This is a genomic window from Flaviaestuariibacter flavus, assembly GCF_004337505.1.
GTDB lineage: Bacteria > Bacteroidota > Bacteroidia > Chitinophagales > Chitinophagaceae > Flavisolibacter > Flavisolibacter flavus.
This window is the reverse complement of the sequence record NZ_SJZI01000042.1, coordinates 731,030-746,520: the sequence shown is the minus strand read 5'-3', so window position 1 is coordinate 746,520 and position 15,491 is coordinate 731,030. Positions and strand designations below refer to the sequence as shown.

General features: G+C 58.1%; 14 protein-coding genes. 4 read left to right on the top strand and 10 right to left on the bottom strand.

The genetic code is table 11. The annotated features are described in order from the left end of the window. Window positions 1-138: 138 nt before the first annotated feature. From EPD60_RS11055 to mraZ, 5 genes are all read right to left on the bottom strand, one after another. Window positions 139-1,605 (bottom strand): UDP-N-acetylmuramoyl-L-alanyl-D-glutamate--2,6-diaminopimelate ligase, encoded by a 1,467-nt coding sequence (locus tag EPD60_RS11055; protein WP_207896614.1) that lies wholly within the window; start codon window positions 1,603-1,605, stop codon window positions 139-141. Then, window positions 1,605-3,731 carry a penicillin-binding protein gene (locus tag EPD60_RS11050; protein WP_131449505.1) on the bottom strand — a complete coding sequence of 709 codons (2,127 nt, stop codon included), beginning with the start codon at window positions 3,729-3,731 and terminating at the stop codon, window positions 1,605-1,607. The genes EPD60_RS11055 and EPD60_RS11050 overlap by 1 nt, the downstream gene beginning before the upstream one ends. 20 nt (window positions 3,732-3,751) lie before the next feature. Then, window positions 3,752-4,093, bottom strand: coding sequence for an FtsL-like putative cell division protein (locus EPD60_RS11045; RefSeq protein ID WP_131449504.1), 342 nt, complete (start codon window positions 4,091-4,093; stop codon window positions 3,752-3,754). A gap of 105 nt (window positions 4,094-4,198) precedes the next feature. Beyond that, a complete protein-coding gene (gene rsmH, locus EPD60_RS11040; protein ID WP_243647813.1) occupies window positions 4,199-5,206 on the bottom strand; it encodes a 16S rRNA (cytosine(1402)-N(4))-methyltransferase RsmH in 1,008 nt (335 codons plus the stop codon). Beyond that, window positions 5,199-5,672, bottom strand: a complete 474-nt coding sequence (gene mraZ, locus EPD60_RS11035; RefSeq protein ID WP_131449503.1) for a division/cell wall cluster transcriptional repressor MraZ — start codon at window positions 5,670-5,672, stop codon at window positions 5,199-5,201. Before mraZ ends, rsmH begins: the two co-directional genes overlap by 8 nt. Window positions 5,673-5,882: 210 nt before the next feature. Between mraZ and EPD60_RS11030 the strand changes: the two genes are divergently transcribed. Further along, window positions 5,883-7,085, top strand: a complete 1,203-nt coding sequence (locus EPD60_RS11030; protein WP_131449502.1) for an S-adenosylmethionine:tRNA ribosyltransferase-isomerase — start codon at window positions 5,883-5,885, stop codon at window positions 7,083-7,085. Window positions 7,086-7,320: 235 nt separating this feature from the next. Here the strand turns inward: EPD60_RS11030 and EPD60_RS11025 are convergent, their stop codons facing one another. Then, window positions 7,321-8,664, bottom strand: a complete 1,344-nt coding sequence (locus tag EPD60_RS11025) for a sensor histidine kinase (RefSeq protein ID WP_131449501.1) — start codon at window positions 8,662-8,664, stop codon at window positions 7,321-7,323. A gap of 152 nt (window positions 8,665-8,816) precedes the next feature. On the opposite strand from EPD60_RS11025, the gene EPD60_RS11020 reads away from it, so the two are divergent. Both EPD60_RS11020 and EPD60_RS11015 read left to right on the top strand, forming a co-directional pair. Next, entirely contained in the window at window positions 8,817-9,344 is a 528-nt protein-coding gene (locus EPD60_RS11020; protein ID WP_243647812.1) for a YqgE/AlgH family protein, read from the top strand. A 160-nt stretch (window positions 9,345-9,504) separates the two neighbouring features. Beyond that, entirely contained in the window at window positions 9,505-9,966 is a 462-nt protein-coding gene (locus EPD60_RS11015) for an RDD family protein (protein ID WP_131449499.1), read from the top strand. A gap of 70 nt (window positions 9,967-10,036) precedes the next feature. Here the strand turns inward: EPD60_RS11015 and atpC are convergent, their stop codons facing one another. From atpC to EPD60_RS10995, 4 genes are all read right to left on the bottom strand, one after another. After that, a complete protein-coding gene (gene atpC, locus EPD60_RS11010) occupies window positions 10,037-10,294 on the bottom strand; it encodes an ATP synthase F1 subunit epsilon (RefSeq protein WP_131449498.1) in 258 nt (85 codons plus the stop codon). 99 nt (window positions 10,295-10,393) lie between these two features. Continuing rightward, window positions 10,394-11,893, bottom strand: coding sequence for a F0F1 ATP synthase subunit beta (gene atpD, locus EPD60_RS11005; RefSeq protein WP_131449497.1), 1,500 nt, complete (start codon window positions 11,891-11,893; stop codon window positions 10,394-10,396). Between the two features lie 138 nt (window positions 11,894-12,031). Further along, entirely contained in the window at window positions 12,032-12,955 is a 924-nt protein-coding gene (uvsE, locus tag EPD60_RS11000; RefSeq protein WP_131449496.1) for a UV DNA damage repair endonuclease UvsE, read from the bottom strand. A 147-nt stretch (window positions 12,956-13,102) separates the two neighbouring features. Then, window positions 13,103-13,600 carry a DUF4385 domain-containing protein gene (locus EPD60_RS10995; protein WP_131449495.1) on the bottom strand — a complete coding sequence of 166 codons (498 nt, stop codon included), beginning with the start codon at window positions 13,598-13,600 and terminating at the stop codon, window positions 13,103-13,105. 113 nt (window positions 13,601-13,713) lie between these two features. On the opposite strand from EPD60_RS10995, the gene EPD60_RS10990 reads away from it, so the two are divergent. Continuing rightward, a complete protein-coding gene (locus EPD60_RS10990) occupies window positions 13,714-15,384 on the top strand; it encodes a L,D-transpeptidase family protein (protein ID WP_131449494.1) in 1,671 nt (556 codons plus the stop codon). The last annotated feature ends 107 nt before the right edge of the window (window positions 15,385-15,491 follow it).

Here is a 15,491-nt window from a genome sequence, read left to right as displayed (position 1 = left end):
TGTTTCTGGTTGGTGACTGGTGAATGGTCAATGGTGAATAGGCTCACCGCCAGCCGTTCTCATTCGTTTTCGTTTATTCATCTTACGGGTTCCTGTGCCGGCGAATGCATATTGACCATTCACCATTGACCATTCACCCTACTTGTCCAATAACTCGAACATTTCCTGCAGCACTTCCTTGTCGTCGAAGTGTTGCTTTACGCCTTTTATTTCCTGGTACTTTTCGTGTCCTTTACCGGCAATGAGCACAATGTCTTCCGGACCTGCCATGCTCACCGCGGTTTTGATGGCCTGCTTCCGGTCGGGGATCGCCACGAACTTGCGGCGTGCCGCCGTGCTCAGCCCCTCCTCCATATCGGCGAGGATCTGCAACGGGTCTTCGCTTCGCGGGTTGTCGGAAGTGAAGATCACCTTGTCGCTGTGGGTGCAGGCCACCTCGCCCATCACCGGGCGTTTCGTCTTGTCGCGGTCGCCACCGCAGCCCACCACGGTGATCACCTGCTCGTGGCCCTTGCGCAGCTTTTTGATGGTGGTGAGTACGTTCACCAGCGCATCGGGCGTATGCGCGTAGTCCACGATGCCGAGTATGCGGCCTTTAGCCGATACGATATAATCGAAGCGGCCTTCGGCACCCGTAAGGCTGCTCAGCACCTGCAGCACCTCCTGCTTTTCCTCGCCCAGGCTTACCGCCGCGCCGTAAACCGCCAGCAGGTTATAGGCGTTGAACTCGCCGATGAGGCGGAAGTGCACTTCATTTTCATTAATGGTCATCACCAGCCCGGTAAGCGCGTTCTCCAGGATCTTGCCCTTGAAGTCGGCAACCGTTTTCAGGCTGTAGCTCAGCTTCTTTGCCGCCGTGTTCTGCAGCATCACCGCCCCGCGCTTGTCGTCGGCATTGGTGATGGCAAAGGCATCGGCACTGAGACCGTCGAAGAAGGCCTTCTTGGCCTTGATGTATTCGTCAAAGGTCTTGTGGTAGTCGAGGTGGTCGTGGGTGATATTACTGAAGACGGCGCCCGCGAAATGGAGCCCCGCGATGCGGCGCTGGTGCACGGCATGCGAGCTCACTTCCATAAATACGTGGCTGCAGCCAGCCTTCACCATTTGCGCCAGGAGCTCGTTGAGGCTCACCGCATCGGGTGTAGTATGCGTCGACGGGATCACGTTGCCGGCGATCACATTTTCCACGGTACTCACCAGGCCGCAGGTGTAACCGAGACCGGTGAACAATTTGTAAAGAAGGGTTGCAATGGTGGTCTTTCCGTTGGTGCCGGTAACGCCCACCAGCTTCATTTTTGAAGAAGGCTGGCCGTAGAAATTGTGCGCGATGATACCGGCCGCTTCGGCTGAATCCGCAACCTGTACATAAGTAACCCCCTCCCGCTGCTCACCCGGCATCTTTTCGCAAACGATCACGGTGGCGCCCAGCTCCAGTGCCTTGGGAATGTAGGCATGCCCGTCGGAGGCAGTGCCTTTCACCGCGATAAAGAGCGCACCCGGCGTCACCTTGCGCGAGTCGATCTGCACCGAGGCGACCGAGGCTTCCCGGTTACCGTTGACCGCGCGGAGCGGCACCTTATATAATATGTCGGTGAGGAGCATCATTAGTTGAGCAGGAGGTTGATCGTTTGGTTACGGGTAATGGGTGTTCCGGGTGCGAGATCCTGCAACACCACTTTGCCGCGGCCGCGTGCGGCCACTTTCACATTCAGGTTCTCGAGCACGTATAAAGCGTCGCGCATCGTCATGTTGCGCACGTCGGGAATTTGTCTCTGGGCAACGGTCACCGGCTTTGCAGTCATGCCGTTGTAAGATGCGTCGAGGCGGGCCCAGTCGTCGAGCTTCGCCGAGTCGCGCACCCGCAGCCCAACAGCCGCAAGCACTTCTTTCATACCGGGCGCATAGCCGGCGTAGTTGTAACGGGCGCTGTCGGCGGGCAGCAGCATCTTCGTACCACGGCGGCCCTGCACGTTCATCGCATAAAGCTTACCGGCAACTTCTTTAAACACGGGCGCCGCCAGCTGTCCGCCAAAGTGCTTCACCGCATGTGCCTGGGTCTTCACCACCACGATGCAGGTATATTCGGGCGCATCGGCTGGGAAATAGCCGGCAAAAGAAGCCTGGTAAACGCCCTCTCCGTAGCCGCGCGGACCTTCTGCAACGTGGGCCGTACCGGTTTTGCCACCAACGGGGAAGGGAGAATCTTTAAATACATCTTTCGCTGTACCGATTGTACACACCTGCTCCATGGCATTGCGCGCCGCGGCGATGACTTCCGGCTTTACAATTTGCGGGTCCAGCACTTCTGGCTCGATCGTTTTCACGTCGGCCCCGTTCTGGCGGATGGCGCTTACCAGGTAAGGGCGCATCAGCTTGCCGCCGTTGGCAACGGCATTATACAACATGAGAGTTTGCAGCGGGCTCACCTCGATGGCATATCCGAAGCTCATGGTGAGCATCGCGTGCAGACCTTCTTTGTTCTTGCGCCACTTGGGCAACAGGGGCGCTTCTTCGCCGACCAGACCGATACCGGCTTTTTTATCGAGACGAAAACGATGCAGGTAATTCTTGAATTTGTCGGGATTGTCGCCAAAAGCCTTGAGTGCGAGCTTGGCCATGCCCACGTTGGAAGAGTGTGCAAATGCCTCGGTTACCGTCAGCACCGGCGCAGGCTGGCGCTCGGCGTCGTTGATGACGCGTACGCCAACGAACTGGGAGCCCGAAGTACCGACGTCCACCCGGTCGTTGGGCCGGCTGCTGCCCGACTCCAGCACCGACAGCAAGGTGGCCAGCTTGATGGTCGAGCCCGGCTCGGTGGTATGAAGTGCATAGTTCAGGTCTTCATCGTACCGGCCGTCGGGGCGGCGGCCCAGGTTGGCAATCGCCTTGATCTTGCCGGTCTTCGTTTCCATCACGATGCAGGTGCCGTGCTGTGCGCCGCTCTCGGTGAGGGTGCGCATAAGGGCGTTCTCCGCGATATCCTGGATGTTGACGTCGATGGTGGTGATGACATCCTTTCCGTTCTCGGGGTCGATCTCGTAGCCCTCCACCGGCACGTAGGCACCGCCGGCGATAAAACGCATGAGTTGCTTGCCGGTGCTGCCTTTCAGCAGCGAGTCGTAGGTACGCTCCAGGCCTACATTCTGTGCGTTGGCGCGCGAAAGACCGATGGTGCGGCGCGCCAGCAGCCCGAAAGGATTAAGGCGGCGCGTGTTCGTTTTCACGATCACACCGCTCTTATTGCGGCCCAGGCGCACGAGCGGAAAGGTGCGGAAGGTCTTGTACTGGTCGAAGGAAAGGTTCTTGCGCAACAGGTAGTAGCGGTTGCCCTGGTTGTAAGCACCCTTCAATTCTTTCTTGTATTCGTTGATCGTTTTCTCCGGGGTGCCGGTGCTGTCGCGGAAGAAGTTGGTGCAGGCGATGGCAAAGGAATCGAGGTTGGCCTTGAAGCGCTTGCCGTTCTTCTCGCGGAGCCCTTCGGCACCGAAGTCGATATACACGTCGAAATAAGGAATCGAGGTCGAGAGCATCTGCCCGTCCTCGCTGTAAATGGTACCGCGCTCGGCGTCGAGCTCCACGTATTTCTGGTGCAGGGAGTCGGCCAGGGCGCGCCAGTGCGGGCCTTCGAAGCGCTGGATGTAGACGGCGCGGCCCAGCACCACGAGGCTCAGCAGCACAATGCCGATGAAACTCAGGTAAACCCGCCACAGTATGTCTTTCTTGATCTCCACGCCCGCTTGCTTGTTTTCGTTTAGTTCTTGTTGCCGGTTGAATCAGCTAGAATCAGCGGCGGCACGCTCATCTCCTGGAGACCGAGCGGCGCTACTGCCTTTACCAGTTCACTTTGCTTGCTTTGAAAGAGCACCTGCCCCTTCACAGTTTTATATTCATATTCGAGCTCTTTGAGCTCTTTCTCTGTCTTCGCGATATCCCGGCTCAGCTTGTCGGCCAGGTGACCATTATAGATATAGATCACGGCCAGCCCCGCCAGGAACAGGAAGAACGGCATCTGCTTCACCACGCTCCCGTAGTTCAGTAGCCGCTTCCAGCGGAAGCGGATTCCGATTTCCTTTTTATTTGTTGCCTGTTCCAAGGTTAAGTCGTCTATTGGTCTATTAGTTATTTGGTAACCTGTTCTTTGCTATCCCGTTCATTGCTATCCCGCTCTCTTTTTCTCTTGTTCTCTCGTCCTCTCTTTCTAAATTTTCTCTGCAACTCTCAGCTTGGCGCTTCTCGATCTGGGGTTGCGCTTCAGCTCCTCCTGTCCTGCTTCGATCGGCTTTTTGTTCACCAGTTTCAGCGGACTTTTCCGGACACGCGACTCGAAAGGATGATCTTCTTCGGCTTCAAACGTGCCGTTGCGGAAGAACACTTTCACCAGCCGGTCTTCGAGCGAGTGGAAGGTGATAATGGCCGCGCGGCCGCCGTCCTTCAGCACTGCGGGAACCTGCTCCAGCAGCTCCTTCAGCGCACCCAGCTCGTCGTTCACCTCGATGCGCAGCGCCTGGAATACCTGGGCGAAATACTTGTTCGGGTTGCCCTTCACCACCGACGATACCGCGTTGCGGAAGGCCAGGGTGGTGTCGAACTTCACGGTCTTCCGTACTTCTACAATGGTGCGGGCGAGCGTGCGGGCGTTGGTCACCTCGCCGTATTGCTCCAGCAGCTTGTGCAGTGCGCTTTCGCTGTAGGTCTGCAGCACGTCAGCCGCCGTCTTTCCGCTCCGCTGATCCATGCGCATATCGAGCGCACCTTCAAAGCGGGTGGAGAAGCCGCGGCTGCCCTCGTCGAACTGGTGCGACGATACGCCCAGGTCGGCAAGGATGCCATCCACCTGCGGAACGCCGTGCAGCTGCAGAAAGCGCTTCAAGTGGCGAAAGTTGTGCGGCACAAACGTGACGCGCGCATCTTCCGGCACATTGCGGGCAGCATCGGCGTCCTGGTCGAACACCAACAGGCGCCCCTTCGGGCCAAGGGCCTTCAGGATGTGGCTGCTGTGCCCGCCACCACCGAAGGTGCAGTCGACATAAATGCCGTCTTCCTTAATGGCCAGCGCCTCCAGCACCTCGTTGAGGAGCACCGGGATGTGGTAGCCGGCGTTGGGAACAGACTCCATCCCCTGCCCTTCCCCAATGGAGGAAGGGAGCACATTCCCCTCCCCTTTCGGGGAGGAGCCAGGGGTGGGGCCCTGACGCTTCTTACCCATTCATCCCTCCCGCTTTGGGCGCCATCACCTGTGCGGCGAGGGCGCTGAACTCGTTGGCGGAGTAGGTATCAAAGAACTTCTGGTATTCAGCCTTATCCCAGATCTCGATTTTGTTCACCGCGGCAGCCAGCACGATGTCCTTTCCGAGCCCGGCGTATTCGGCCAGGTTCTTCGGCACCAGGATGCGGCCCGCGGTATCGGGCTCCACCTCGATGGCACCATTGAGGAAGGTGCGGCGGAAAGCACGCACGGCCGGATCGAAATCGTTGAGCGTTGCGATCTGCTCGTAGAGCGGCTGCCAGCTCTGTAACGGGTACAGGGTCAGGCACTTCTCGAAACCCCGGTTAATGACAAATCGTGTAGCTTCGCCTTCCGGCAGCTGGCGCTTGAAGCCAGCCGGCAACAGGAAACGTCCCTTGGCATCAAGGGTCGATTCGAATTCGCCGAGAAAGCTGATAGACGTCATTTTTGGGATAAGTTGACACAAAATAACACTTTTTACCACTTTAGGAGGGTAAGGTGGACGCCGTTAATTTTTCCACAGGCAGGCTGCCCGAAAAAGCGTCCGTTTCACTGCGTTCCACGTCACATATATGCGCTTATACGCATGCGTTAGGTGGATTCGATGTGAATAACCCTTGCAAAATGTGGATAACCTCGAATAATCGTGTACAACATGGATGATTTGCTGATGGAGGGCTTCGACTATCCCCTCCCCGATGACCGGATTGCGGCCTTTCCCCTGCCCGAACGGGACGATTCGCGCCTGCTGGTGTATAAAAGTGGGAAGATCCAGAACAGCGCCTTCCGCCAACTCCCCCACTTACTCCCCCCGGGTGCCACCCTGGTGCTCAACGACACCCGCGTAATCGAGGCCCGGATCTTCTTTCAGAAACCGACGGGCGGCGTCATCGAGCTCTTTTGCCTGGAACCGCACGTGCCCGCTGACATGAGCCGCGCCCTCGAAAGCACCGGCCCCGTGCAGTGGCATTGCCTCATCGGCGGCGCCTCCAAGTGGAAGCCCGGCCAGGTGCTGGAAAAGCTGCTACGCATAGGCGACGGCGAGGTGCGTCTCGAAGCCCGTTTTATCTCCCGCCAGCCCGACGACTTTATCGTGGAGCTTCACTGGGGCGGCGGCCACCACTTTGCCGAAGTGCTTCATGCAGCCGGCGCCATCCCATTGCCACCTTATATAAGAAGGGAGGCGCAAACGGCCGACGCGGAGCGTTACCAGACCGTCTTTGCCCGCCGCGAAGGCTCCGTGGCCGCACCTACCGCCGCCCTGCACTTCACCGACCGCGTTTTTGCCGAACTGGAAGAGAAAGGCATCACAAGAGCGCCGGTTACGCTGAACGTGGGCGCCGGCACCTTCAAACCCGTGAAGGCTGAAAGCATTGCCGGCCACCAGATGCACGCAGAGAACTTCTCGGTAAGCCGCGACACGCTGCGCAAGCTCATCGCCGCCACACAGATCGTGGCCGTTGGCACCACCAGCCTGCGCACGCTCGAAAGCCTCTACTGGATCGGGATCAAGTCGGCCGCGGCCGGCACATTGCAGCCCGAGCTGGGTCAGTGGGAAGCCTATGAGCTCAGCGGCGACCGTAGTTATACGGAAAGCCTGCAGGTGTTGCTCGGCCTGCTGGAGCAGGAGAACGGCGAGGAGCTGAACTGCCGCACCGCCCTGCTCATCCGCCCCGGCTACCGGTTCCGCTCCGCCGACGCGCTGGTAACGAACTTCCACCAGCCCCGCTCTACACTCGTTTTATTGGTAGCCGCATTTGTCGGCGAAGACTGGCGCCGTATTTATCAGCATGCCCTCGATGAAGGCTATCGCTTCCTGAGTTATGGAGATAGCAGCTTGTTATGGCGCAACAAGTGAATGCGGGTGCCGGCGAAACGACAGCACAGCTGTCATTGCGAGCGCAGCGAAGCAAACTCCCCGACCTGATGACTGACCGTAGACCGGAAGTGCTTCGATTTCCATCTTACGCCTGCGAACACCCTGCGTAACTCTGGAGTTTGCTTCGCTTCGCTCGCAATGACGAAGAAAGGCTGCCTTTGGCAGCCTTTCTTCGTAAACCGGCGCCAGCGATTCACGATTGACGATTCACGACTTACGAATCCTGGTCCCTGAACAAAGGCAGGTCGATAATAAACGTCGAACCCTTGCCCAGGGTGCTCTCGGCGCGTATGTGCCCGTTGTGGGCTTCTACAACGCCTTTCACATAAGACAGGCCGAGACCGAAGCCCTTTACGTTGTGGATATTGCCCGTGTGGGCGCGGTAGAATTTCTCGAAGATGCGCTTGACGGTCTCGCGGTTCATCCCGATGCCGTTGTCTTCAATGCGCAGGTAAAAGCGCTTCTCGTCGGAATGGGTAACAAGTCCGATCCGCGGCGGCACATTGTCTTTCGAATACTTCACCGCGTTGTCCATGAGGTTGTTCACCAGGTTGGAAAAGTGCACCTCGTCGGCATACACTTTTGCATTGGTCGCGTTGAGGCGCAGCTCCAGGTCGCCGCCCTTCTCGTGCAGGCGGAGCATGAAGTTGTCGGCCACGTTCTCGATGATCTGGTGCGCGTCGAGCTCCTTGCGGTTCAGCTCGATCTCCTGGCGCTCCAGCAGGGCCGCTTTCAGGATGGTCTCCACCTGGCGGTTCATCCGCTGGTTTTCTTCCTTGATGATATCGCTGAAGTAAGAAAGCTTTTTTACGTCGGTCTGCACCTTTTCATTCCGGAGCGCATCCACCGCCAGGGAGATGGTGGCGATCGGCGTCTTGAACTCGTGCGTCATGTTGTTGATGAAGTCGTTCTTGATCTGCGCCAGCTTTTTCTGCCGCAGCATCGTGATCAGCGTAAGTCCGAAGGCCGCGATGATGATGATGGTAAAGAGGATGGCCAGCGCGATGCGCGAGCGGAGCTGCTTGCCCACGATATCGTCCACGCGCGGGATGATAAGATAGAGCACCTCGTCGGCCGAAAGGTTTTCCACCTCCGAGCCGGAGGGTGTCCGGATCGGCGTTACATATTGGTAGTGATTGATCGTATCGGCGTACCAGGCTTCGAAATTGTTGGAGCGGCGGGTGAAATAATACCCGTTGTTATAGGTCGCGATACCGAATTCAAACGGCACCTTGTCCAGCTTCTGGGCCACAAACTGGAGGCGGATCTTGTCGTAGATCTCCTGGGCCGTAAAGCGCTGGGCGATGGAAAAGTTGTGCGGCATGTCGAGCGGGCTCTCCAGTCCGGAAAAGGGACGGATACCCGAGGCCGGCGAGGCCACATTGCCTTTGAAGGCGCTGAGCTCGTCGGCAACGCGCGTGGCGGCATCGGCCACCTGGTGGCGGATCTGCTCTTCCTGCACCTTTTGCACGTTGTCGAGCCAGGCATATTGCATATAGAAGAGGCTGGCCAGCGACAGCGTGATGAGCACCAATATGGCGGGAAATACCTTTTTCACGTTGGGGAGGGGCGCAACACACCCGGGTCACAAAAATAGGGGGCCGCCCCCGGTAAACGTGGCATCAATTTGTTAGCACCTGCTTAAACCCGATTTGTTACTGCCCGGTTAACCCGTACTTTTATTTTATGCCAGCGCCTGCACCCGGAGTTTTGCTTATCGCAGATCCTTTCCTGAAAGACCCCAACTTCATGCGCACCGTAGTGCTCCTCACCGAACACAACGAGCAGGGAGAGATCGGCTTTGTGATCAACCGCCAGTACGAGAATACGCTCGACGAGCTGCTTCCCGAGATCGAGGGGCACCAGATCCCGGTGTATTACGGCGGCCCGGTGCAGATGAACACGATCCATTTCCTGCACCGCTATCCCGAGCGGATCCAGGGGGGCATCGAGGTGATTAAAGGCGTGTTCTGGGGCGGCGACTTCGACTCTGTGGTGCAACTCATCAACTCCGGCGAAGTTGATCCGGGCATGATCCGCTTTTTCATCGGCTACTCGGGTTGGAGCAACGGGCAGTTGCAGAGCGAGCTCGACGAAAAGACCTGGCTGACGGTGGAGGCAACCCGCCGCCTTGTCTTTCACGAAAATGCCGGCGAGATCTGGCGCGATGCCCTCAAGCACCTCGGTGGCGATTATGAAATGATGATCAACTTCCCGATCGACCCGCAGCTGAACTAGTCTATTGGTATACTGGTCCGTTGGTAACCGGCGCCGCGCCCAGGCCGCACGCACGTTTCTTCGAGAGAGCTGTTGGTGATGCAAGCGCATTTACCATTAGACAAATAGACCACTTGACTTTCCTCTTTTTTTAGTTACTTAGGATACAAAACCCTGTCACATGAGTAACTATTACACCGAAACTCCAACCACAGAAACCCATCTTTTCAACCAGGAGCACCGCATACCGGTTTACGGCGGCTTCTGGGAGCGCTTTGCCGCGGCTATCATCGACGGCATTGTCATGGGCGTTATCAACAAAGTGATCCAGCTGGCCATCGGTGAAATCGAAGGCGCTGTCGCTGGCATTCTTGTCAACTGCCTTTATTTCGCGCTGATGGAATCGAGCGAGCGGGGCGCAACCCTCGGCAAAATGGCGCTCGGTCTTCGCGTAACCGATATGAACGGCGGCCGCATCACCTTCATGCAGGGCCTCGGCCGCTACTTTGGCAAAATCCTTTCCTCGATCATCCTGTTTATCGGCTACCTGATGATGGTATGGGACGACCGCAAGCAAACCCTGCACGACAAGATGGCCGGCACCCTCGTGGTAAAAGCCGACCGTTTCCAGGACCAGCTCTAAACCACATTCCGCCAACATAAAAAAGGCCGCTTCCTTCCGGGAGCGGCCTTTATCTTAAGGAAATTGACGCTTAGTCGATGGTGGTGGCGCCTTCTACAAGCACCGTCACCTTGTTGTTCAGCACTTCCACGAAGCCGCCCTGGATCTCGAAGGACGCGGTGTGGTTGGTGCGGTCGCGCAGCACCTTCACCCGGCCCGCCTTGAGGGCGCTTACCAGCGGCGCGTGGCGGTCCAGCACCTCAAAGGAGCCGCTGATGCCCGGCATCTGCACACCGTAAACTTCACCGGAGAAGAGCTTGCGTTCGGGAGTCAGTATTTCAAGTGTCATAAAAATCGAATGTGATAATGTGGTAATGAGGTAACTTCTGGTAGTGGTCATGCGCCAATGTGACTTGATTACCACATTACGCATTAACCAATTACCGCATTAACCCTGCGCCTGCGCCATCAGCTTCTTGCCTTTCTCGATCGCATCGTCGATGCTGCCGACCAGGTTGAAGGAAGCTTCCGGGTAGTCGTCTACCTCGCCGTCCATGATCATGTTGAAGCCGCGGATCGTTTCCTCGATGGGAACGAGTACGCCTTTCAGACCCGTGAATGCCTCCGCCACGTGGAAGGGCTGCGACAGGAAGCGCTGCACCTTACGGGCACGGGATACGGTGAGCTTGTCTTCGTCGGACAGTTCGTCCAGACCGAGGATGGCGATGATATCCTGCAGTTCCTTGTAGCGCTGGAGGATCAGCTTTACACGGTTGGCGCAGTTGTAATGCGCTTCACCAACAACCGACGGCATCAGGATACGCGAGGTCGAGTCGAGGGGATCCACCGCCGGGTAGATACCAAGGTCAGCGATCTTACGCGACAGTACCGTGGTAGCGTCGAGGTGGGCGAAGGTAGTAGCCGGAGCGGGGTCGGTAAGGTCATCCGCCGGTACGTAAACGGCCTGCACCGAGGTGATGGAACCGTTCTTGGTAGAGGTAATACGCTCCTGCATCAGACCCATCTCGGTAGCGAGGGTGGGCTGGTAACCTACGGCCGAAGGCATACGGCCCAGGAGGGCGGATACTTCGGAACCGGCCTGCGTGAAACGGAAGATGTTGTCGACGAAGAACAGGATGTCGCGGCCTTTGCCGGAGCCGTCACCGTCGCGGTAGTACTCGGCGATCGTCAGACCGGAGAGGGCTACGCGGGCACGGGCACCCGGGGGCTCGTTCATCTGGCCGAACACGAAGGTGGCCTTAGAGTCGGCGAGCTCGTTCATATCAACCTTGCTGAGGTCCCAGCCGCCTTCTTCCATGGAGTGCTTGAAAGCGTCGCCGTATTTCATGATACCGGCTTCGATCATTTCACGCATAAGGTCGTTGCCCTCGCGGGTACGTTCACCTACGCCTGCAAATACGGAGAGACCGGAGTATGCTTTTGCGATGTTGTTGATCAGCTCCTGGATCAGTACGGTCTTGCCTACACCGGCACCACCGAACAGGCCGATCTTACCGCCCTTTGCATAGGGCTCGATGAGGTCGATCACCTTGATACCGGTAAACAGGATCTCGGTAGCGGTCGACAGGTTTTCAAATAACGGCGGCTTGGCGTGGATGGCGCGGCCATTCACTTTGGGCACCGGGGGCAGACCGTCGATGGGGTCGCCGGTTACGTTGAAGAGACGGCCTTTGATCTGCTCGGAAGCCGGCATCTTGATGGGACCGCCGGTATCCACAACCTGGAGGCCGCGGGTGAGGCCCTCGGTACCGTCCATGGCGATCGTGCGCACGCTGTCCTCACCGAGGTGCGTCTGTACTTCGAGAACCAGCGTATCGCCGTTCTCCTTCTTTATTTCCAATGCGTTGTAAATCTCGGGGAGGCTGCCTTCGAACTGTACGTCCACAACGGCGCCGATGATCTGTTTTACCTTACCGACTTTGGCCATAAAAAGCGTTTATGTAGCGTTTTTTTTGGGTGATGGGCGGCACAGCAAGCAGTACCCCCCGTTTTCAGGCGGCAAAGGTAGTTGAATATCGAATAACGAGCAAGGAATATCGAAATTTGAAGGCCGCAAGCCGCCTTCCTACTTAGGTTCGGCCTTCGGTGTTCCCTGATCGATATTCGATATTCCGAACGCAGTCCGGTAGCGCTCCAGCGCCCGCTCCTTCATTTTGGCTTCCAGCACGATGTCCACGTCTTTGCCATAGGTGCGGATGGGCTCATAAATAAAATCGGCGTGGGCCTCCCTGGGTGCGCTGGGCTCCTCGTGGTCGCGGCGCGAGCTGGAAAAGTGGAACACCGGCCGCATGTCCCAGGTGCCGTAAGCGAGATGAAAAGCTTCTTCTTCGGGCATCCCGCCGTTGTGCAGGCTGTGGTGGAAGTAGTCGAACACAACCGGGATGCCGGTCATTTCATGGAGGGGCAGCAGGTCGGCCACCGTGTAGAGGCCGGGCTTGTCGTCGTTTTCCACCGTCAAGCGCCGCCGTACGCTTACCGACAGGCGCCTGAAATTCTCCGCAAAGCGCCGGATCGTCGCCTCCTTATCACCATAGGCACCGCCCACATGAATGTTGATCTTGTTCCAGTGCGAGGGCGGCAGTCCCATCAGGTCGAAAAGCTGGCCGTGGATCTCGAGGTCGCGGATCGTGTTTTCGAGGGTGGCGCCGGTGCCTCCCATCTTATTAAAAGGCCCCGGGTGGGTGCTTACGCGGATGGGCAGCCGGCCCGCCTGCTCCAGCACGGCGCGGATGGCCCGGAAGTCGGGCATCGACTCCAGCGGGTACTCCGAGGCCCAGGGAAAGAGCTCCGAAGTGATGCGGAACACCCGGATACCCTGGGCCACGTTCCATTTCAGGATGCACAACAGGGCTTCCACGTTCTGCAAAGCAAGCTGCGAAGCATAGGCGACGCCTTTCTGAAGAAAGGTCCGCTTGATCATCCCCCGGTTGGTGGTGATGCCTTCGGCGGCAAGCTGAACGTTGATGCAGGCGTATCCGAGATTGAGCATAACGGGAGCAGTGGTGCAAATCGTGAGCCGGGAGTCGGGGGTGCGAAGGCGGGCGAAGCCGACAACGCAGCTGTCATTGCGAGCGGAGGCCGTCCGCTTCGCGAGCTACCAACATTGTTCGCCGGCAACACATTCACGATTGCCGGTTCACGATTCACGAAGACGCGCCTTATGCGCCGCCACAGCCGCCATGTACACCGGGTCGGCAGCCGCCCGCTGCCATACCTCGTAAAAGATCCGGGCGCTTTCGGCTTTTACGGGGTCCGGGTCGCGGGGCAGCTGCGGGCGGCCATGGGCCCCGCTCCGCCCTTTCTTATCGGCCGGCACCGAACCGGCATATTTCTGCCCGGACGCATGGTTGGCATAGCGACGGCTGCGGGTGTAGCCCATCTGCAGGAACTTGCGCGCCATGTCCATACCCACGAAGTCGCCCGCGTCGCGGTATTCCAGGAAGCACTGGTACAGCTTTTCAGCCGAAGCCCGCGCGATCTCCGGAGTGCGGAAGCGCCAGTGGGGCAACAGCTCACCTTTATAAGGCTGCACCAGCAAAACGCCCTGCTCCCCTTTCCCCATCCGGTACAGCCCGGGGCGGGCGCGGAAGTCGGTATTGTTAAAATCCAGGTTGTAATCAAAGGCTTTTCCCACAACAAGACTGCTTTTGAGTATCCGGCATTGGTTACCTCATACACGATACCCGATATTCATACCAACCCACATTACCTCAGCGCTACAGGCACAGCTTTTGTAAAATGAGCGGTATGAAGAAGCTACTCCTCTACACCGCCCTCCTGTGGACCGCCCTTTCGGCCTGCAATGCGCAGACGGACAGCGCCGACGGCGGGACCACGGGTCCCGGCGCCGATGCCGTTGCCGAGAAAAAGATATCGAGCCGCGACCGCTACATCACGCGCACCAACGCTTACAGCGACCTGTTTCTCGACAGCACCGCGCTGATCGATTTTATCCGCACCCGCAAGGTGCCCGACTCCACGGCCCGCCGCATGGTGTCCTTCTACAACACCCGCAACTACCAGTTCGCGTGGTTCACTTCCGCCGGCCTCACCGAGCAGGCCCGCGGCTTCTGGAACCTCCACGACTACCATACCACCTACCAGCACGACACCACTTTCCACGACAAGAACCTCCAGCGCCGCATGGACGACTGGACCACGCAGGAGAACCCGCGCTTTGCCGCGACCGATAAGAACGTGCTGCAGACCGAGTTCACCCTTACCGAGCACTTCATCCAGTACATCCGCCGCAACTACCCCGACGGGCAGGTGAAGCGCAAGGAAATGGAGCGCTTCGTACCGGTGAAAAAGCGCGACCCGATGGAGCTCGCCGACTCGCTGCTGACCAAGAAGCACAAGGACAATAAATATTTCGAAGACGCCAATGCATCCTACGGCGCACTCAAAAAAGAGCTGAAGCGCTATTACGACATCGTGAAGGCCGGCGGCTGGCAACCAGTGACGGGCTCGATGAAAGGCCTGAAGCCGGGCTCCTCCGCGCCCATCGTCGCACAACTAAAGCGCCGGCTGGCCATTACCGGCGACCTGCCCGGCGGCGACACCAGCGCGGTATTCAACGACACGCTGCTGACGGGCATCCGCAACTTCCAGCAGCGCATGGGCTACACGCCTTCCGACAGGCTCACCGATCAGCAGCTGAAAGACCTCAACGTGCCCGCCCGCGCGCGGCTCGAGCAGGTGCTGATCAACCTCGAGCGGATGCGCTGGCTGCCGCAGTCGCCCGAAGGCCGTATCATCGTGGTGAATATTCCCGAGTTCGTACTCCACGTGTATGAAAACAAGCAAAAGGTATTCGACATGAATATCGTGGTGGGCAAGGAAGGGCATACCACCACCGCTTTCAACGGCGACCTGAACCAGGTGGTGTTCAGTCCCTACTGGAACGTGCCGCCCTCGATCGTGAAGAACGAGATCCTGCCCAAGCTGGCCAGCAATCCCGGCTACCTCGACGCCCAGAACATGGAGCAGATCGGTACGGAAGGCGGCCTGCCCAAGATCCGGCAGCGCCCCGGCCCCGACAACTCGCTGGGCCGCGTGAAGTTCCTGTTCCCGAACAGCCTCAACATCTACTTCCACGATACCAACGCCAAGAGCCTCTTCTCGAAAGACAAGCGCGCCTTCAGCCACGGCTGCATCCGCCTCGCAGAGCCCGAAAAGCTGGCCAACTACCTCCTCCAGGATATGCCCGAATGGGACGCCGCCCGCATTGAGGAAGCAATGAACGCCGGCACCGAAAAATACGTGCGCCTCAGGAAGCCCGTCCCCGTGGTGATCACCTACTATACCGCCTGGGTGGACGACGCCGGCCGCCTCAACTTCCGCGACGACATCTATGCCCACGACCGCGAGCTGGCGCAGAAAATGTTTTCTGGAAATCAGCAAACAGCGAAGCGATAATGTGATAATGCGGTAATGTGATAATGTGATAACAATTAGTACCAAATAGGCCTGGGGAGCCGCTTCTTAACAGTTGCGGCTCCCTTATTTACCGTATTACCACATTA